Source organism: Paenimyroides baculatum, from assembly GCF_008629655.1.
Lineage (GTDB): Bacteria > Bacteroidota > Bacteroidia > Flavobacteriales > Flavobacteriaceae > Flavobacterium > Flavobacterium baculatum.
The window spans coordinates 238763-257542 of sequence record NZ_VWSG01000001.1; the positions used below are offsets into that span (position 1 = coordinate 238763).

Here is an 18780-nt window from a genome sequence, read left to right on the forward strand (position 1 = left end):
AATCATATAACTATGTACGGAGCTATTAAAGAGTTTTTACAAACGGAAATCGATACCATTAAAGACAATGGTTTGTATAAAAAAGAACGCATTATAACATCGCCGCAAGATGCCGAAATTACTATTAGTACAGGCGAAAAAGTTTTGAACTTTTGTGCGAATAATTATTTGGGATTGTCGTCGCATCCAGAGGTTGTTCAGGCAGCAAAAGATGCTTTAGATACACATGGTTTCGGAATGTCGTCTGTTAGATTCATTTGCGGAACTCAAGATATTCACAAAAAATTAGAACAAGAAATTGCCGATTTTTACGGAACCGAAGATACTATTTTGTACGCCGCTGCTTTTGATGCAAACGGTGGTGTTTTTGAACCTTTATTGGGTGCCGAAGATTGTATTATTTCTGATAGTTTAAACCATGCATCGATTATTGATGGAGTTCGTTTGTGTAAAGCTGCGCGTTACCGTTACGAAAATAACGATATGGCAGATTTAGAAAAGCAGTTGCAACAAGCAGTTGCTGATGGTCGTCGTTTTAAATTGATTGTTACAGATGGCGTTTTCTCTATGGACGGATTGGTTGCTCCGCTGGATAAAATTTGCGATTTAGCAGATAAGTACGATGCTATGGTTATGGTTGATGAATGCCACGCAGCCGGATTTATTGGTGCTACAGGCAAAGGAACTTTGGAAGCTAAAAACGTAATGGGTCGTGTGGATATTATTACCGGAACTTTAGGTAAAGCTTTAGGTGGTGCAATGGGCGGATATACAACTGCTAAAAAAGAAATTATTGAAATATTGCGTCAACGTTCACGTCCGTATTTGTTTTCAAATTCATTAGCTCCTTCAATTGTTGGTGCATCATTAAAAGTTTTCGAATTACTAAAGAAAGATACCAAGTTAAGAGATCAGTTAGAATGGAACACCAATTACTTTAAAAAAAGACTTAGAGAAGCCGGATTGGATTTCATTGATGGCGATTCTGCAATTGTTCCCGTAATGTTGTACGATGCCAAGTTATCGCAGGTAATGGCAGATAAATTATTAGAAAAAGGTATCTATGTAATTGGTTTTTTCTTCCCTGTTGTACCAAAAGATAAAGCGCGTATCCGTGTGCAATTATCGGCAGCACATACACAAGAACATTTAGATAAAGCCATCAAAGCGTTCGCTGAAGTAGCTAAAGAGTTAGGGGTAGTTTAAAAAAATCTTATAAAAATGTTAAAGCTTTCACTAATTTATTTTGTATATTCGTTTAAACAATTTATTTTTGTGAAAATATTACGTAAAGTAGAAAATTGAATAGTTATGAAACAATTAAAAGTATTTGCAGCTGCTTTGTTGCTAGCTGGAACAGCTGCACAAGCGCAAAATGCTGATCAGCCATGGGCTATTACCGTGGGTGTTAATGCTTTGGACGGTGGACGTTCAAGTGTTGCCACAGACTTTGCAGATCGTTTTGGTCAATATTTCCAAACAGATAACTGGAGTATTTTACCATCAGCTTCTGTTTTAAATGTGTCTCGTTATTTAGGTGCTAACGTTTCATTTGGTGTTACAGGATCTGTAAACAAAATGAAAAAAGTTGTTATGGAAAACGGATGGGATGCAAACGGAGACTTTAATGGTCAAAGAAGAATTGATGCAACAGACTTAATGTACTATGGTGTTGATGGTCATTTCAAATACAGCATCGGTGGATTAATCGGTTCTAAATGGTTTGATCCCGCTGTACATGTTGGTGGTGGTTATGCTTTTTTAGGTAAAGCATCATCAGGTAATGTAAGCGGAGGTGCAGGTGTTACTTTTTGGTTGTCTGAGAACATTGGTTTAAACTTATCTTCTACGTACAAGAAACAGTTTGAAGACGAAGGTGTTCTAAGAGCACAAGATGTTTCAGTTCCTTCGCATTTTCAACACACTGCTGGTGTATCTTTCCGTTTTGGTGGAAAAGACACAGATGGTGATGGTATTTTAGATAAATACGACGAATGTCCAGAAGTTGCAGGTTTAAAACAATTTAATGGTTGTCCTGATACTGATGCAGATGGAATTCCTGATCATTTAGATCAATGTCCTAACGTATTTGGAGATGCCCAATATAATGGTTGTCCTGATACAGATGGTGATGGTATTCCTGATCATGAAGATGCTTGTCCAGAAGAGCCAGGATTAAAAGAATTCAACGGATGTCCTGATACAGATGGAGACGGAATTGCAGATAAAGAAGACGAATGTCCAGAAGAAGCAGGTCCAAAAGCTAATAACGGTTGTCCTTGGCCAGATTCAGATGGTGACGGAGTTTTCGATAAAGATGATGAATGTCCAGAAGTTGCAGGTCCTGCATCTAACAAAGGATGTCCAGAAGTGAAAGAAGAGCATATCAAACAATTAAACGAGTACGGTAAAACAATCTTGTTTAATACAGGTAAATCTACTTTCCAAGAGCAATCTTTCGCAGTGTTAGATAATATGGCTAAAGTAATGAACCAATTCCCTAATGCTAAATTTGCAATCGAAGGTCATACAGATAGTACAGGTTCTGATAAAATCAACGACCCATTATCAAACGATCGTGCAAATGCAGTTAGAGAGTATTTAATCTCTAAAGGAATTTCTGCTAACCGTTTATCTTCTCAAGGTTTTGGTTCTAAAAATCCAATCGATGATAACAAAACTGTTGCAGGACGTGCTAATAACCGTCGTACAGAAATTAAATTAGTAAAATAATTTACAGTTTAAATAAAATTGAAAACGTCCCGATTTGTCGGGACGTTTTTTTATTTTTATAAAATGAATACAACTTCTTTCCTACATAAAATAGCACAGCAAATCGCAGCTGACTGTGATTGGAATTTTACAAATACGGTTATTGTTCTTCCAAATAAACGTGCAAGATTGTTTTTATTAGAAGCTTTTAAAAGCACATCAACCAAAACATTTTTTGCGCCTGAAATTATCAGTATTGAAGATTTAATTACAAGAATTTCAAAGATGAATATGCTTTCGGGTGTTGAACAGCTTTTTGAATTTTATGAGGTTTATAAAGAAATCACCCCGAAAGGTGTACAACAAGATTTTGAACAATTCAGTAATTGGGCAAAAATACTGCTGCAAGATTTCAATGAAATTGATCGTTATTTGCTAAAACCAAGCCATGTTTTTGATTATCTTAAAAACATCGATGATATCAACCATTGGTCAGTTAAAGCAGAAGATCGAAGTGCTTTAATAGATAATTATCTGACATTTTGGGACCAGTTACCGACCTATTACAAGGCGTTTACCAAACACTTAATTGAACAAAATTCTGGTTATCAAGGATTGGTTTATAGAGTTGCGGTTGATAATATCGATGCCTTTATAAAAGAAAATACTTCTAAAACCATTTATTTTGCTGGTTTTAATGCATTGAATCAGGCGGAAGAACAAATTATACAGAAATTATTTAAAAGTGGTTTAGCGAAAGTTTATTGGGATACCGACGCTCTTTTTCTGAACGATCCAGATCACGGCGCGGGTTACTTCGCTCGTAAAATCAAACAAAACTGGTCGTACTATAAATCGCATCCTTATGATTGGATTGTTGATGAATTCAAACAAGCAAAAAATATCGAGATTATCAGTACGCCAAAATCGGTTGGTCAGGCAAAAATTGTTGGATCAATCGTAGAAGAACTTCAAAAATCAAATGAAAACCTGCAAAAAACGGCAGTTGTTTTATCCGAAGAAAATCTATTGATTCCGGTTCTTTATGCTTTGCCAATTACGGTTGCATCGCTGAATGTAACGATGAATTACGACAGTAAATCGAATCCTATTCAGTTGTTTTTTGCAAAGTTTTTTAAAATGCATGTTAATTCTTTAAACCGAGGAAAAAGCAATGCTACTTTTTATCATAAAGAGGTTTTAGATGTTTTATCGCATTCGTTAATTGAGAATTTGGCGGCTTCAAAGCAGGTTGTTGATGGTATTAATAAACGAAATTTATCTTTTTTTAACTTCTCTACGTTAGATTTTATTCCCGCTGATAATCCGTTTTTGCAGTTGATTATTAAAGATTGGAATATTGATGTTATTGAAATTATCGACAGAATTGAAGAGATTGTTTTTGAAATTCGAACGTATCTTCGAGAGAATAAGGATGATGTTTCGCTTACATTTTTATACGCATTTCATCAGGTTTTAACGCAGATTAAAAACTATCAGTTAAAGTATAAAGTTATTGAAAACGCCCAACAATTATTGACCATTTACAAGCAAGTTGCAGATTTGGCTGAAGTATCTTTTGAAGGCGAACCGTTGGAAGGTTTGCAGGTAATGGGCGTTTTAGAAAGTCGGGTTTTAGATTTTGATAATGTAATTATTACTTCTTTAAATGAAGGGAAATTTCCTGCAGGAAAATCGGCTAATTCTTTTATTCCGTATGATGTTAAAATGGAATTGGGTTTACCTACTTTCAGAGAAAAAGATGCTATTTATACCTACCATTTCTACCATTTGCTATTGCGTGCAAAGAATATTTATCTGTTGTATAATTCAAATTCCGAAGGCTTGGACGCTGGAGAAAAAAGTCGATTTATAACACAATTGGTTTTAGATCCGCAGGTAAATCATAACATAAAAGTGAACAATTATTTCGCTAAATCGCCCGATAGTATTAGCGAACCTCTAATGGTTGAAAAATCGGAATTATTGCAGAATCGATTGAAAGAAATTGCTTCAGATAAAGGTTTTTCTCCGTCGGCAATCGGCAATTACATGCGTAATCCGATGCAGTTCTACATGCAGCGCGTTTTGGGTATTCGTGAGTTAGATGAGGTGGAAGAAAATATCGCCTTAAATACCTTGGGGACCATTATTCATGGTGCTTTGGAAGAATTGTATAAGCCTGTGATTGATCAAAAATTAACCATTGAAATGGTTGATGAAATGCTTCAAAATTACCAGTCAGAAATTGTTAGTCAGTTTAAATTGAATTATTCCGAAAGTGCAGATAAACATGGTAAAAACCTCTTGGCGTTTGAAGTTGCAAAACGTAACGTGTATCATTTTTTGATGCTTGAAAAAGAGATGTTGGAAAGTGGTGACGATGTTACAATAATTGGATTAGAGCAAACTTTGGAAACCGTTTTAGAAGATGTAAAATTACCGTATGCAGTTAAATTATCGGGAATTGCTGATAGAATTGAAATACGCAACAATGTTCTTAGAATTATTGATTATAAAACTGGAAAAGTAGATTTAAATCAGGTTCAAATAAAAGAAATCGGCGGGATTACCACTGATTTAAAGTTCGAAAAAGCCATTCAGTTGCTCATGTACGGTTTAATGTATAAAAACAGTACGCATTTGCCAATACAGGCGGGGATTTATTCGCTTAAGAATAGAAAATCGGGTTATTTGCTTTTTGTTTTGAAAGAAGATAGAACTACATATGAGTTTATTACCGATGATTTATTGATTGATTTTAAAGCAGAATTAATCACTTTATTGAATACGATTTTAGATCCGGAAACAGTATTTGAAGAAAAAGTAGTTTAATTATTTTTCTTTAAAAACGATGTGATGATTGAAGCTATTTTGGGTTCTTGTTCAATAGTTGAAACATGACCGCCGGGAATAATTTCAAAAGTAACTTCGGCGCCTGCAACCTGATTTTTAATATCATCTAATGGAATAATGGTGTCGTTTTTACTTGCAATAATCAATTTTGGGTACGGACTAAAATGCAGTAATGCTTCACGATCTATACGGATCTTCATACCTTCTAAAGATGCGATAATTCCTTGTAACGGAGTTTTTAAAGCCTGTTGGGTAAATGCTTCAATTTTCTCAGGAAAAAGATTGTGTGCATCTTTATCGAACAAATTCTGCGTCGCCATTCTTGTAAAAGCATTGCTGTTCTTCTTTACGACATCAATGGCACGGTCACGATTTATTCTACGTTCATCGGAATCTGGTTGAGCAGATGAATTTAAAAGAATCAACGATCGAACATTATCCGGATACAACTCGGCAAAAGCCAACGCAATGTATCCGCCCATAGAATGCCCAATTAACGAAACCTTACGCAAACGTAATTCAGAAATCAAAGCAAAAAGCATATCCGCCTGATCTTCCATTGTGTGCACGTATCCGTAACAATCGCTTTTACCATGACCTAAAAGATCAACAGAAATAATTCGGTAACGTTTATCTAAATGCGACGTAAGATCGAACCACATCGAAGAATTCTCCAAAAATCCGTGAATAAGTAAAATGGTGTTTCCTTTGCCAGAATCACTATAATTTATTGCGGTATTTTTGTAGGTAAACGTGTTCAATCTTTTTTGTGTAAAAATAGTAAAGAAATCCAAAAAATTAAAAATTATGTTATTTGCAACTAAATTGTATTTTTGCAGATAATAAAAACATACTTATTTAACTTATGAAAACAAAAATTGCTTACCTATTATTTGTGTTATTTTCGGTAACCTTAAATGCGCAAACTGCTGCTCCAGAAAAAAAAGTAACTGTTAGAGAAATTCCTGTGTATCGAGATGTAGATGTTATGGCAACTTATCGTGGCGGTTATGCGGTAATTCTTAAACAGATTGAAGATGCTACAAAAAACTGTAAAAGAGGATCTTTTAAGGGAAAAGATACTACGGTTATTATTGATATTTTAATTACAGATAAAGGTAAAGTTGCAAAAGTGGAATTTGTAAAAGCTGAGGTTACATTGTGTAATGATGATATTCAAAAAGCTATTGAGAAAGCAACGCAGTGGATACCAGGAAGAATAGATAACAAACCAGTAAACTCCTATTTACAGTTAACAGTGAATTTAACGAGAGGTAATAATAGTGATAATAACGTAATCAGACGCTTGAATTAATCGATAAAAATAAAAAAACAGTTGGACTGTTTTTTTATTTAAAATATTGTTCTATTTTTATAGAACTAATTCTAATTTTATAGAATATGAAATTAACAGCTGCCGAAGAACAACTCATGCAATACATTTGGAAACGTGATAAAATTGTTCTTAAAGATTTAATTGATAGTTACGGCGATCCCAAACCTGCTAAAACAACCGTTGCAACAACGGTGAAAAAGCTTATTGATAAAGGTTTCGTTGGATACGACGAAATTGGAAATACACGTTTATATTTCGCCATAGTAAAGAAAGAAAACTATTTTTCTAAACAAATGAAAAATATGATTAAACAGTTTTTTGATGATTCAACATCGCACTTTGCTTCCTTTTTTGCAAAAGATGCCACGTTGACAAAAGATGAATTACAAAAGCTCCGTGATTTAATAGATGATGAACTTAAAAATAAGTAGTTATGATTTTGTACTTATTGCAATTAACATTTTTATGGTCGATATTTAGTTTAGTATATCATTTTATATTGAGCAAAAAAACAATATATGTTTTCAACAGATCTTATTTACTATTAACATTTGTTGGAAGTTTACTTATTCCTTTAATTCCTTTTAACTTGTTGTTTGAAAATGTGAATTATTTGCAAAGTGTTTCTTCAAGTAACATAAATGTTTTAAATGAAGTTGTGGTAGATATCAGCAATAAAACTACTCAATATTCTTATGGATATTTTGATGTTATTTGGATTGTATATACTTTAGGTTTTGTTGCTTTTATGATTCATTTTATAATCGGATTAATCAAAATTCTAAAACTAAAAAGGAGTTCACAGAAAAAAGCTTTTGAAGGAATAACTGTATGTAAGCTTCCGCAAGAAAATCAAGCATTTTCATTTTTCACGACGGTTTTTTTGAACGAAGCAGTTTTTAGCGATCTCAAAAACAATAAAGCAATATGGCTGCATGAAAAGGCACATGTTAAACAATTACATTCTTTTGATGTTCTGTTGGTTGAGCTAATGAAGATTATTTTCTGGTTTCATCCTTTAGTCTACTTGTACAGAAAGAATATTAAGATGAATCACGAATATTTAGCAGACGAAGAGGTTTTGAAAGAAATTGATAATGTAAAAGATTATCAACATAAACTAATAGATCATATTGAACAAACAAATATTTTGTTAGCATCAACTTTTAATTACAAATTAACCCAAAAACGTATAATGATGATGACAATTAAAACGAAAAAACAAACAAAATTAGCAACAAAGTTTTTTACACTTTTTGTAGTTACTGGCATATTAACTATTGTAGCATGTACTAATAAAGAGGAGTTACAGCCCGACAGTAAGAGTAAAAAAAATGATTTGCCATATGCTGAAATTCAGATAGATGAAAAAGTATCAAGCGCTTATGATAGTTCTGAAAAAGCACTGCAGTTAGTTCAACAAAAAGCAAAGCCTTCTGAAGGCATACAAACTTTCTATAATGAATTTATTAGAAAATTCAATTTACCTAAAGATCCATTGTTGAATACTAATAATGAAATAAAAATAAAGCTGAAATTTATCATTGAAAAAGATGGTAGTTTTTCTGAAATAACAGGGACTTCTGAAGACTCTGAGGTTTTAGTAGATGAAGCGATTCGTGTTTTAAAAACTATGCCAAAATGGATTCCTGCAGAGCATGAAGGTAAAATTGTACGCTCTACATTCATATTACCAATAAAAATTAAAGTGAATCTATGAAGCTAAAGTTTTTCAGCATTCTTATTTTGTTCCTAATTTTTTCCTGCAAAATCAATCAGAAAAAAAATGGAGTAGAAGTCGGTAAATGGAAATATGTTTCAGGTACAAAAACAGAAAGGAGTTTAATTACTGGTAAATATGATAAGCATGGTCGAGAAAAAGGTGTTTGGAAATATTACAACAACGATACACTTTTTCGGTCAGAAAGATATTTTTACCCATATTCTGTAGATGTGCTGTATCATAAAAACGGAAAAGTTAGTCAAATAGGGAAAAGTTATACAACTAAAAAAACATGGACTAAAATTGGCACTTGGTACAAATTCAACGAACAAGAAAAGCTAATCGATTCAATCACTTTTGAAAACTAAAAACACCTCATTGAGGTGTTTTTTTTATCCGTGAATTGTTTCTTTTGTTCCGTAATTCTGAATTAACTGACCTTCAAAATCAAGCCATTCTTTCCAGCGTTTGTCAACATTTCGACGTTCACTGTATTTTTTCGCAAATTTTAAAAAAGTAGTATAATGGTTTGCTTCAGAAATCATTAAATCTCTATAAAACTTCGCTAATTCATCGTCTTTAATATTTTCCGAAAGCACGCGGAATCGCTCGCAACTTCTAGCTTCAATCATGGCTGCAAAAAGTAAACGATCAATAAAAGCATCGTTTCTAGAACCATCTTTACGCATAAATTTAAACAATTGGTTCACGTAATCGTCTTTACGTTCGCGCCCAAAAGTAAAACCACGTTGTTTAATAATATCGTGCACCATTTTAAAATGTTCCATTTCTTCAATAGCAATTTCGGTCATCGCAGTAACTAAATCTTCATGTTCAGAATTGTACGTAAGAATGGTAATGGCATTGGTAGCCGCTTTTTGTTCGCACCACGCATGATCGCTTAAAATTTCTTCTAAATTATCTTCGGCAATATTTGCCCATCGTGGATCGGTTAACAATTTAAGTCCTAACATAAACCTTAATTTCTGCAAATTTACAAATTAATTGCACAGTTAGTATCTTTTACATTTTACTTCGATATTTGCTTTATGAAATTACGTGTTTTAATAATTGGTTTGGTTTGGCCCGAACCTACTTCGTCGGCAGCTGGTTGGCGCATGTTGCAACTGATTGATGAATTGAAGAAAATATCAAACGATATTCATTTTGCCTGTGCAGCATCTAAATCTGTTTCTTCTCATCCGTTAGACGAGTTGAATGTTATTACGCACGATATTGTTTTAAACGATTCGTCTTTTAATGATTTTATTGCCGGTCTAATTCCAGATGTTGTTGTCTACGACCGATTTATTACCGAAGAACAATTTGGCTGGCGCGTAAAACAGCTTTTTCCGAATATAGTATCGGTTTTAGATACCGAAGATCTGCATTTTGTTCGCAGATCTCGAACTACGGCTTTTAAGACAAATACAGAAGTGAATTATGATACGGCTGATTGTTACAGAGAATTATCGTCAATTTATCGATCTGATTTATCGATCATTATTTCAAAATTTGAGTATGATTTGCTGATCAATCATTTCAATATTCCTTCAAAACAATTGTTATATCTGCCTTTTATTGAAACCAAAATTTCTAACGAAACACAAGAGAAACTACCTGATTTTAATAGCCGGAAAGATTTTATGTTTATTGGTAATTTTATTCATGAACCAAATTATCAAACAGTACTTCAGCTTAAAAAAATATGGACATCAATTAAAAAACGATTGCCAAATACTCAGCTTCATATTTATGGCGCGTATGCATCGCAAAAAGCACTTCAGTTAAACAACGCAAACGATGGTTTCATCATTAAAGGAAAAGCCGATGATGTGAATGAAATCATGCAAAAATATCGAGTTTTGGTTGCACCAATTCCATTTGGTGCGGGTTTAAAAGGCAAATTTGTTGATGGTTTTAGAAACGCATTGCCAAGCGTAACTTCTAAAATCGGAGCAGAAGGAATGTCTGCTGAAAATTGGGGTGGATTTATTGCCGTAAACGAAACAGATTTTGTTGATGCTGTTTGCAAATTGTACGGAGATGAAACGGAGTGGAATAGGGCAGTAGCAAACGGATTTGATATTTTAAACAATCAGTTTTCTGAAAGAATTTGGAGCGGAATTTTAAAAGATACTGTTTTGAAAATTTATGCAAATACCGAAACTCATAGAAGCAATTTATTCATTCAAAAAATACTGTGGCAGAATGGTTTACAGGCTGTTAAGTACATGAGTTTGTGGATCGAACAAAAAAATAAATAGCTTTTTTTTTAATGTTAACTTTTTGAAGATTAATCAAATAAAGCTGTATCTTTAAGAAAAGAAAATTCAAATTGTTATGGAAAATCCGTTAGTAAATCAGATCAAACAGTACATTTCGCCCGACTTTATTTCAAGTTTGGCTGTTAGTACAAACGAAACAGAAGCATCAATAAACAATGCTTTTGATGTTGCCATTCCGGCACTACTTTTAAAAATGCATCATAAAGGCGATGCGTATTTAAGATCAATGTTTAGCGAAATTCAGAATGTTTTTGCAAACTCTGTAAACGAATTCGAGTTTAAATTAGAAAAAACAGCTTCTTATTTAGACGATTTTTTGGGAACAGATAAGCAGGAATTTGTAGAAAGAATTTCGGCGTTTTCAAACATTTCTCAAACATCGGCACATAGCGTATTAAAAACTGCGTTTTTGGGAATTATCGATTATTATAAAGGCTTGGATGCCAACTTCGATCTTTCAACAATAAATGGCGTCATGTCAAACAATCTAACTTCATTAAAATCTATGATTCCTGTAGGTTTTGGATCGTTAGGTACCGTAGATTCTACAATTAATCAGCCAACTGCTGTGCGCATGGAAGAACGCGAACATGCCGATGCCGTGATTAATAATGTGGTGAACAATAACGAGAAAGATCAGTTTAAAACCAACGAATCGCCTTACGCAGATCCACAAAAAGATAAAAGCGGAAACATGTTGAAATACATTTTAATTCCGCTGCTTTTGGGAATTGTGCTGATCTTCTTTTTGTATCGCGGCTGTAACCGAGAAGTTACAATAGAAGAATCGGTTGTTAAAGATACCATTCAAAACGATACATCTACCACGGTAACTACAACCCGAACAACGAAGGAAATTGTAGTGAACGATCAGGTAAAACTGAATGCTTACAGCGATGGAATAGAAGATCAAATGGTTGCTTTTTTAAATAAAGGCGAATACAAAACCATGAACGAAGATCAGTTGAAAGATAAGTGGTTTAATTTCGATGATTTAAATTTTGAACATAACACCGCAAATGTTTTACCAGAATCACAAAAGCAGTTAGATAACATTGCACAAATTTTAACGGCTTATCCTGAACTAAAAGTGAAAATTGGTGGTTATACCGATAAAACCGGTGACGAAGCCATAAATAAAAAGGTTTCAACAGACCGAGCTATGGCTGTTAAAAAGTTTTTAGAAGGTAAAGGTTTAGGCAAGCAGGTTGTTGGTGCCGAAGGTTATGGATCTGAATTTGCAGTTCATCCGGCAGATGCATCAGAAGAATTAAGACTTACCGATAGAAAAGTAGCATTAAGTATAAGAAATTAGTAAAAGAAGGCAACATTTTAAATGTTGCTTTTTTTATTTTCGGTTAATATTTTAGACGAACTAATAAAATATGCTGAAAAAAGATAGTATATTTGCGCTGTTTTAATATAACAGAATACTAAATAACTATAAATATTATGAGTCATAACGGTCAAGACAAAAGCGGAAATGCACTTAAATACAGTCTAATTCCTTTGATGTTAGGAGTAGTGTTGATTTTCTTTATTCACAGAAGTTGCGATACTGCACTTTTTGATCCTACACCACAAAAAGGAACAAAATCAATTGTTGTAGAAGAAGAACTTTCGCCAGAGCAACCATTGGTTAAACAAGATACAACAAGTACAGTTACTACAGTTACGGCAACAGAGCCTGCTGCAGAAACAGTTGCAAAAGATACTGTACAAGCTGCAAAATAATTTTAGTTTACACGATAAAAAAAGTCCACTTCGTAATTGAAGTGGACTTTTTTTATTTAGACATTTCTGTAAAATACTTGTAAAACAACGGAATAGTTTCAATACCTTTTAAGTAATTAAAGATACCGTAATGTTCGTTTGGTGAGTGTATCGCGTCAGAATCCAGACCAAAGCCCATCATAATGGTTTTCGATTTTAATTCTTTTTCGAATAAAGCCACAATTGGAATTGATCCACCTGAACGAACTGGAATTGGCGTTACGCCGAAAGATTCACTGTAAGCTTTTGATGCAGCCTGATATCCAACAGAATCAATAGGTGTAACATAACCTTGTCCGCCATGATGTGGTTTCACAACAACTTTAACCGATGCCGGTGCAATGCTTTCAAAATGTTTTTTGAATAATTCGGTGATTTCTTCCCAATCTTGATTAGGAACCAAACGCATAGAAATTTTTGCAAATGCTTTAGATGCTATAACCGTTTTTGCGCCTTCGCCAGTGTATCCGCCCCAAATTCCGTTAACATCTAACGTTGGTCTTATCGAATTTCGTTCGTTGGTTGTGTAACCGGCTTCACCGTGAATTTCTTTAATATCCAATGCTTTCTTGTAATCGTCTAATGAAAAAGGACGTTTTCCCATTTCATCGCGTTCTTCTTTTGATAATTCTTCCACTTTATCATAAAAACCTGGAATGGTGATATGATTGTTTTCGTCGTGTAACGAAGCAATCATTTGTGCAAGAATATTTATTGGGTTGGCAACAGCACCGCCGTATAAGCCCGAATGTAAATCACGATTTGGACCCGTAACTTCAACCTCTACATAGCTTAAACCACGTAAACCTGTGGTGATTGATGGTTGTGTGTTAGAAATCATTCCGGTATCAGAAATCAAAATTACATCGTTCTTTAATTTTTCCTGATTTCTTTCAACAAACCAAGCCAAAGATGCCGATCCAACTTCTTCTTCGCCTTCAATCATAAACTTAACGTTACAAGGCAACGTATCGGTCTGCATCATTAATTCCAATGCTTTAACGTGCATAAACATCTGACCTTTATCATCACAAGCACCACGCGCAAAAATAGCTCCGTCTGGGTGTAATTCCGTTTTCTTGATAATTGGCTCAAAAGGTGGAGAATCCCATAATTCAATAGGATCTGCCGGTTGCACATCATAATGTCCGTAAACTAAAACAGTTGGCAGGTTGTCGTTAATGTGTTTTTCGCCATAAACGATCGGATAACCCGGAGTTTCGGAGATTTCTACTTTATCGCATCCGGCTTTTTCTAAAAATTCTTTTACCTTATCGGCAGTATTTAAAACATCTTGAGAATAGGCGCTATCGGCACTTACCGAAGGGATTTTTAACAAGTCAATTAGCTCATTAATAAAACGTTCCTTATTTTGTTGAACGTAATTTTTTATTACTTCCATTGTATGAATTGAATGATTGCAGTTGATTAGAACAAATATAATGATAAAAATTTAATGAAATTTTGTTGCAGAATAAAAAAGCATTTGTATATTTGCAACGTCTTAAAAGAACAATAGTTCTTAACAAAAACGCCGCGGGTATGGTGAAATTGGTAGACACGCCAGACTTAGGATCTGGTGCCGCAAGGTGTGAAGGTTCGAGTCCTTTTACCCGCACAAAAACCTCTGATTCATTTGAATTGGAGGTTTTTTATTTTGATCTAATTACTTCTTACTATACTAAAACAAAATCTTAAAACGTTAATGTTAAAAAAATACATATGCGTTTAATTTTATTGCTGTTTTGCTTGATAACTTTTAAAGGGTTTTCGCAGCAAAAACAAAGTTTCTATTTTAATTATAATGAAAGCGAATTTACTGAAATCGAAAGACAAAAGATCGATGATTGGATAAAAATTCATCCAAATCTAACTGTTTTAAAGGTTGAAGGTTTTTGTGATTGGGTAGGAAATAATCAGTACAATAATGAACTTTCTGATAAAAGAATCAATGCTGTTTTAAGCTATTTAACTGGGAAAGTTAAAATTGATCAGGCAATTAAAACAAAATCTTTTGGAAAAGAATTTAAACAAAACGAAGTCCAAGATTTGAATAGAAGGGTTGATGTTTATTTTACTTATTTGAAAGATCAAGACAATTCAGAAAAAAATCTCGATAAGGAACTATATTCTGCTAAAGTTGGTGAGAAAATAAATTTAAAAAACCTAAATTTTAATGGAGGAACAGCAGTTTTTAAATCTCATTCATACCCTGTTCTAAAGGAATTGTTAGAAACAATGAGATCAAATCCTAATCTCAAAATAGAAATTCAAGGTCATATTTGTTGCTATACTGAATCAAATGATCATGATGTTTCTGGTAAAAGAGCTTTAGCGGTTTATAACTATCTTATTAAAAGCGGAATCGATAAAAAAAGGTTAAAGTATAAAAGTTTTGGTGGATCGAAACCTATTTATGCAATTCCTGAACAAAACGAAGAAGAACGGGAAGCTAATCGCAGGGTTGAAATTTTAATCTTAGAAAAATAACAGCTTTTCTAGATACTTTTTAGTTACTTCGTACTTTAATTTTTTAAAATGAAATTTACTTCAGACGAATACAATCTACTTAAAATTATAATTGCAAAGGTGCTGGAACAAAACAGTGCTTTTGCAGATAATGAAAATAAAACAAAATTATTGACAGATTTGCATGAACGATTGGGTCTTGAAAAAATAATATTGGGCGTTTATCTGCACGAACTGAATATGCAGATTAGAATGTATGTTAGTCAGAATGAATTGGCTGATGATGTGAAAACTAAATTGGAAAATCTATCTGCGAAAATGAAACGAAAATCGCATTCTACTCGATAATTTTATCAAAACGAAGACATTGCACTTTAAATTTTCTTAAACAATCGCAATAACTGCCTTATCTTTGCAAAAATTGTATTGTTGTAAATGAACACAAAAATAAAAAAAGGTCTTAAATATACCGGAATCACACTGTTTGTGTTGATTGGTTTGGTGCTTATTGCACCACAGTTGTTTAAACCGCAAATAGAAAAAGCAGTAAAAGATGCAGCTGCCGAATTTGTTACTACTCCCGTAAATTTTACCGATTTAAACGTATCGTTTTTTACAAACTTTCCCAATTTAAGCGTTTCGTTAAAAGATTTAAGCATTAATGCGCCTAAAGAGTTTGGTAATCTTAAAACAGTTGAAAGTAATTCGGTCGATTTAGGGATCGATCTGTTCAGTCTGTTTTCAGATCAGATTAAGTTTACAAAATTGTATGTAAACGAAGGAAAATTTAATGTGGTAACCGATAGTCTGGGCAATTTTTCGTTCGCTATTTTTAAATCTTCCGACGAACCTTCTACAGACAGTTCTTTCTCTTTGGCGTTGAATAAAATTCACGTTAAAAACACCGATGTACTGTATCAGGACGATCAATCTAAAATAAAAATTCAGACCAAAAATACCAACATCAGCGGAAATGTGCAGGTAACCGACAAATACATTAATTTTGAAACCGAAGCCGATATAAAATCTCTGTTTTTTGGGTTAGATAAAAGCATTTTGGTCGATCATAAACCGTTAAAAGGAACCATAAATACCAAGGTGAATTTGGATCCTGTTTCTGTTGAGTTCAATAAAAGCGAATTGCTTTTGGCGAATTTACCGTTGAATGTTCTGGGAAAAGTAGCAGTTCTTGAAAAAGGAATCGATTTTAATTTAGATGTAAAATCTAATAATGCGTCGCTTGAAAATCTGTTTTCGCTTGTTCCGCAGGAATATCAGAAATGGTACGACGGAATGACTTTTAAAGGAACATCGAACATTTATTTGTTGTTAAAAGGATTAATGCAAGATAGCGTTTCAAATCCCGATTTAAATATTAAGCTCGATATCGCCAACGGATCGATCGCAGCTAAACAGTTTCAAAACATTCCGGTTGAAAATCTACACACAAAAACCGAACTTAACCTGCCACAGTTAAACCCCGATTCGTTAACGGTAACCATTCCCGATTTCGCGTTTAATCTGGGTAAAGGTCATGCAAAAGGCAAGGCTTTGTACAAATTTCCAATGTTTGTTGATGCCGATTTAAATGCTAATTTAAATGTTACGCAATTGTGGCAAACGCTTGCCATTTCGGGCATGCAACTAAAAGGCGATGTTGTTTTAAATGGATCTGCAAAAGGTAATTACACAACGAAATCTTTTAAAAACAAACAAGGGATTTTAATTACTGAAATTACCGAGATTCCTAAATTCAATGTTCAGGCAAACTGGACAAACGGTTATTTTAAATGGAGCGAAATGCCTTTGGCGATCGATTATTTAACCTTTGATTTGAATACAGAAAATACTAGTGGGAATTATAAAACTACCAAAGTAGATCTTAAAAATATCGATATTAAAGCAGCAGATGATTACGTGAAAGGACGCTTGAAAATTGATAATTTAATCGATTTTAATACTGATACTGATCTGAAGGCTTTTGTAAATTTATCAAACGTTAAAAATATTTTTCCTATAAAAGAAGTCGATTTTGGCGGACAATTAACCGTTGATACCAAAGCAAAAGGTCGATTGGATCTGGATCGAAACAAAATTCCTGTTACAACATCAATCGTGAAGCTTAAAAACGGTTATCTGCGTTACAACAGCTTGCCTGATCTTCCGTTGGAAAAAATTAATCTCGAAACGCATATTTCATCGCCACGTGGTTCGCTGAACGATTTGCGGGTAAATGTACTGCCAATTTCGTTTGTTCTTGCTAATGAACCTTTTATGGTTGATGCCAATCTGTTCAATTTTAATAACCTTACATTCGATATCGGAACAAAAGGAAAACTGAATCTGGGCAATCTGTATAAGGTTTTTGCAATTGACGGATTGAGTGTTTCCGGACAGTTGGAAACCGATGTGAAATTGAAAGGAAAAGGTGGGGCAGATGATCCTTCGTCGCTTAACAACCGTGGTTTTGTATTGTTGAAGGATATTCATATTAAGTCTGAATTTTTTCCACACGATTTTGTTTTTACCGAAGGGAAATTCAAGTTCTTCCGAAAACAAATGAAGCTTGAAAATATTAAAATGAACTACGCCAAACAAACGTTTGTGTTAAATGGCGATTTGGAAAATTATATCAATTATTTTCTAACTCCGAACGCTACATTAAAAGGAAAATTGGCGGTTACATCACAGTTTATCGATGTTAATTCGTTTATGTTGCCGGCAAATCCAAACGCATCAAAAACAACATCTGCATCAAATTCTGGTGGAAGTGTTGTTTTGGTTCCCGATAAAATTGATTTTGAATTAACGGCAAACGCTCAAAAAGTAAAGTTCAACGATTTACAGTTAGATAATTTAAGCGGTGTTTTAAAAGTGTTCGATCAAAAATTGGCGTTGCACGAAGCAAAATTCGGTTTAATTGATACGCAGTTTTTGTTAAACGGAACGTATCAGCCAATAAACAGCAAACGCGCGTTGTTTGGTTTTGATATTGATGCGCAACAGTTCGATATTCAGAAAGCTTACAAACAATTGGCATTATTCCGCGAAATGGCTCCGGCTGCAGAAAGTGCTTCGGGGCAGGTTTCTTTGAAATATCAGTTGCAAGGCACGCTTAATCAGGAAATGTATCCGAATATGAAATCGATCAAAGGATCGGGTGATTTAATTTTAGAGAATATTCAGTTTAAAGGTTTTAAATTGTTTAATGCGGTTGCAAGCGAAACAAAAACGGATGCTTTGCGCGATGCCAATGTGAAAAATGTGGTTGTTAAAACATCGATCGCCAATAATGTAATGACAATTGAACGTACAAAATTCAAGGTTGCAGGCTTTCGCCCGAGAGTGGAAGGTCAGGTTACGTTAGACGGGAAAATGAATATTGGCATGCGATTGGGCTTGCCACCTTTCGGAATCATCGGAATTCCTATCACGGTAAACGGAACGAGTGATAAAATGGATATTAAGCTGGGTAAATACAAGAACGAAGATTTGGCAGAGGACGATGAAGATTACGATGCTTATAAAAAATCGATTGATACTTTACAGCAACCTGCTCAAAATCAATAACTACTTAATCAATAAAAAGAAAAGTTAAAATCAATTATCAGTAAAATAAATAA

The 18780-nt window shown here is 33.9% G+C and carries 16 protein-coding genes and 1 tRNA gene; 14 read left to right on the forward strand and 3 right to left on the reverse strand.

Annotated elements, in window-relative coordinates:
• Positions 1-12: 12 nt before the first annotated feature.
• The 3 genes from kbl (at position 13) to F0460_RS01220 (ending at position 5547) form a co-directional block, all read left to right on the forward strand.
• On the forward strand, positions 13-1206 hold the full coding sequence (gene kbl / locus F0460_RS01210) for a glycine C-acetyltransferase (protein ID WP_150009490.1): 1194 nt from the start codon (positions 13-15) through the stop codon (positions 1204-1206).
• 105 nt (positions 1207-1311) lie between these two features.
• Positions 1312-2733: an OmpA family protein gene (locus F0460_RS01215; protein ID WP_150009491.1), complete on the forward strand. Its 1422-nt coding sequence runs from the start codon at positions 1312-1314 to the stop codon at positions 2731-2733.
• Between the two features lie 63 nt (positions 2734-2796).
• A complete protein-coding gene (locus F0460_RS01220) occupies positions 2797-5547 on the forward strand; it encodes a PD-(D/E)XK nuclease family protein (protein WP_150009492.1) in 2751 nt (916 codons plus the stop codon).
• On the opposite strand, the gene F0460_RS01225 is transcribed toward F0460_RS01220, so the two are convergent.
• On the reverse strand, positions 5544-6329 hold the full coding sequence (locus F0460_RS01225; RefSeq protein WP_150009493.1) for an alpha/beta fold hydrolase: 786 nt from the start codon (positions 6327-6329) through the stop codon (positions 5544-5546). The genes F0460_RS01220 and F0460_RS01225 overlap by 4 nt on opposite strands.
• A gap of 104 nt (positions 6330-6433) precedes the next feature.
• Between F0460_RS01225 and F0460_RS01230 the strand changes: the two genes are divergently transcribed.
• From F0460_RS01230 to F0460_RS01245, 4 genes are all read left to right on the forward strand, one after another.
• Positions 6434-6883 carry a hypothetical protein gene (locus F0460_RS01230; RefSeq protein ID WP_150009494.1) on the forward strand — a complete coding sequence of 150 codons (450 nt, stop codon included), beginning with the start codon at positions 6434-6436 and terminating at the stop codon, positions 6881-6883.
• A gap of 86 nt (positions 6884-6969) precedes the next feature.
• Positions 6970-7335 carry a BlaI/MecI/CopY family transcriptional regulator gene (locus tag F0460_RS01235; protein WP_150009495.1) on the forward strand — a complete coding sequence of 122 codons (366 nt, stop codon included), beginning with the start codon at positions 6970-6972 and terminating at the stop codon, positions 7333-7335.
• 2 nt (positions 7336-7337) lie between these two features.
• A complete protein-coding gene (locus tag F0460_RS01240; RefSeq protein WP_150009496.1) occupies positions 7338-8624 on the forward strand; it encodes a M56 family metallopeptidase in 1287 nt (428 codons plus the stop codon).
• A complete protein-coding gene (locus tag F0460_RS01245; RefSeq protein WP_150009497.1) occupies positions 8621-8995 on the forward strand; it encodes a hypothetical protein in 375 nt (124 codons plus the stop codon). The genes F0460_RS01240 and F0460_RS01245 overlap by 4 nt, the downstream gene beginning before the upstream one ends.
• A gap of 24 nt (positions 8996-9019) precedes the next feature.
• Here F0460_RS01245 and miaE read toward each other — a convergent pair whose 3' ends face one another.
• Entirely contained in the window at positions 9020-9601 is a 582-nt protein-coding gene (gene miaE, locus F0460_RS01250) for a tRNA-(ms[2]io[6]A)-hydroxylase (RefSeq protein WP_150009498.1), read from the reverse strand.
• 75 nt (positions 9602-9676) lie between these two features.
• Here miaE and F0460_RS01255 point away from each other — a divergent pair, with 75 nt between their 5' ends.
• From F0460_RS01255 to F0460_RS01265, 3 genes are all read left to right on the forward strand, one after another.
• Positions 9677-10894: a glycosyltransferase family 4 protein gene (locus tag F0460_RS01255; protein ID WP_150009499.1), complete on the forward strand. Its 1218-nt coding sequence runs from the start codon at positions 9677-9679 to the stop codon at positions 10892-10894.
• A gap of 76 nt (positions 10895-10970) precedes the next feature.
• Positions 10971-12230, forward strand: coding sequence for an OmpA family protein (locus F0460_RS01260; RefSeq protein WP_150009500.1), 1260 nt, complete (start codon positions 10971-10973; stop codon positions 12228-12230).
• Between the two features lie 137 nt (positions 12231-12367).
• Positions 12368-12649 (forward strand): hypothetical protein, encoded by a 282-nt coding sequence (locus F0460_RS01265; RefSeq protein WP_150009501.1) that lies wholly within the window; start codon positions 12368-12370, stop codon positions 12647-12649.
• A 52-nt stretch (positions 12650-12701) separates the two neighbouring features.
• Here F0460_RS01265 and F0460_RS01270 read toward each other — a convergent pair whose 3' ends face one another.
• Positions 12702-14090 carry a dipeptidase gene (locus tag F0460_RS01270; protein ID WP_150009502.1) on the reverse strand — a complete coding sequence of 463 codons (1389 nt, stop codon included), beginning with the start codon at positions 14088-14090 and terminating at the stop codon, positions 12702-12704.
• A gap of 134 nt (positions 14091-14224) precedes the next feature.
• Here F0460_RS01270 and F0460_RS01275 point away from each other — a divergent pair.
• The 4 genes from F0460_RS01275 (at position 14225) to F0460_RS01290 (ending at position 18727) form a co-directional block, all read left to right on the forward strand.
• Positions 14225-14306, forward strand: a tRNA-Leu gene (locus F0460_RS01275).
• Positions 14307-14410: 104 nt separating this feature from the next.
• Positions 14411-15178 (forward strand): OmpA family protein, encoded by a 768-nt coding sequence (locus tag F0460_RS01280; RefSeq protein WP_150009503.1) that lies wholly within the window; start codon positions 14411-14413, stop codon positions 15176-15178.
• 48 nt (positions 15179-15226) lie between these two features.
• Positions 15227-15505: a hypothetical protein gene (locus tag F0460_RS01285; protein ID WP_150009504.1), complete on the forward strand. Its 279-nt coding sequence runs from the start codon at positions 15227-15229 to the stop codon at positions 15503-15505.
• Between the two features lie 87 nt (positions 15506-15592).
• A complete protein-coding gene (locus tag F0460_RS01290) occupies positions 15593-18727 on the forward strand; it encodes an AsmA family protein (protein ID WP_150009505.1) in 3135 nt (1044 codons plus the stop codon).
• Positions 18728-18780: the final 53 nt, after the last annotated feature.

Excerpts from the sequence above, each read along its gene's own strand:
- F0460_RS01265 (WP_150009501.1), top strand. The coding sequence starts at position 12,368 with ATGAGTCATAACGGTCAAGACAAAAGCGGAAATGCACTTAAATACAGT.
- F0460_RS01240 (WP_150009496.1), top strand. The coding sequence starts at position 7,338 with ATGATTTTGTACTTATTGCAATTAACATTTTTATGGTCGATATTTAGT.
- F0460_RS01290 (WP_150009505.1), top strand. The coding sequence starts at position 15,593 with ATGAACACAAAAATAAAAAAAGGTCTTAAATATACCGGAATCACACTG.
- F0460_RS01235 (WP_150009495.1), top strand. The coding sequence starts at position 6,970 with ATGAAATTAACAGCTGCCGAAGAACAACTCATGCAATACATTTGGAAA.
- F0460_RS01220 (WP_150009492.1), top strand. The coding sequence starts at position 2,797 with ATGAATACAACTTCTTTCCTACATAAAATAGCACAGCAAATCGCAGCT.
- miaE (WP_150009498.1), bottom strand. The coding sequence starts at position 9,601 with ATGTTAGGACTTAAATTGTTAACCGATCCACGATGGGCAAATATTGCC.
- F0460_RS01245 (WP_150009497.1), top strand. The coding sequence starts at position 8,621 with ATGAAGCTAAAGTTTTTCAGCATTCTTATTTTGTTCCTAATTTTTTCC.
- F0460_RS01230 (WP_150009494.1), top strand. The coding sequence starts at position 6,434 with ATGAAAACAAAAATTGCTTACCTATTATTTGTGTTATTTTCGGTAACC.
- F0460_RS01285 (WP_150009504.1), top strand. The coding sequence starts at position 15,227 with ATGAAATTTACTTCAGACGAATACAATCTACTTAAAATTATAATTGCA.
- F0460_RS01215 (WP_150009491.1), top strand. The coding sequence starts at position 1,312 with ATGAAACAATTAAAAGTATTTGCAGCTGCTTTGTTGCTAGCTGGAACA.
- F0460_RS01280 (WP_150009503.1), top strand. The coding sequence starts at position 14,411 with ATGCGTTTAATTTTATTGCTGTTTTGCTTGATAACTTTTAAAGGGTTT.
- F0460_RS01255 (WP_150009499.1), top strand. The coding sequence starts at position 9,677 with ATGAAATTACGTGTTTTAATAATTGGTTTGGTTTGGCCCGAACCTACT.
- F0460_RS01270 (WP_150009502.1), bottom strand. The coding sequence starts at position 14,090 with ATGGAAGTAATAAAAAATTACGTTCAACAAAATAAGGAACGTTTTATT.
- kbl (WP_150009490.1), top strand. The coding sequence starts at position 13 with ATGTACGGAGCTATTAAAGAGTTTTTACAAACGGAAATCGATACCATT.
- F0460_RS01260 (WP_150009500.1), top strand. The coding sequence starts at position 10,971 with ATGGAAAATCCGTTAGTAAATCAGATCAAACAGTACATTTCGCCCGAC.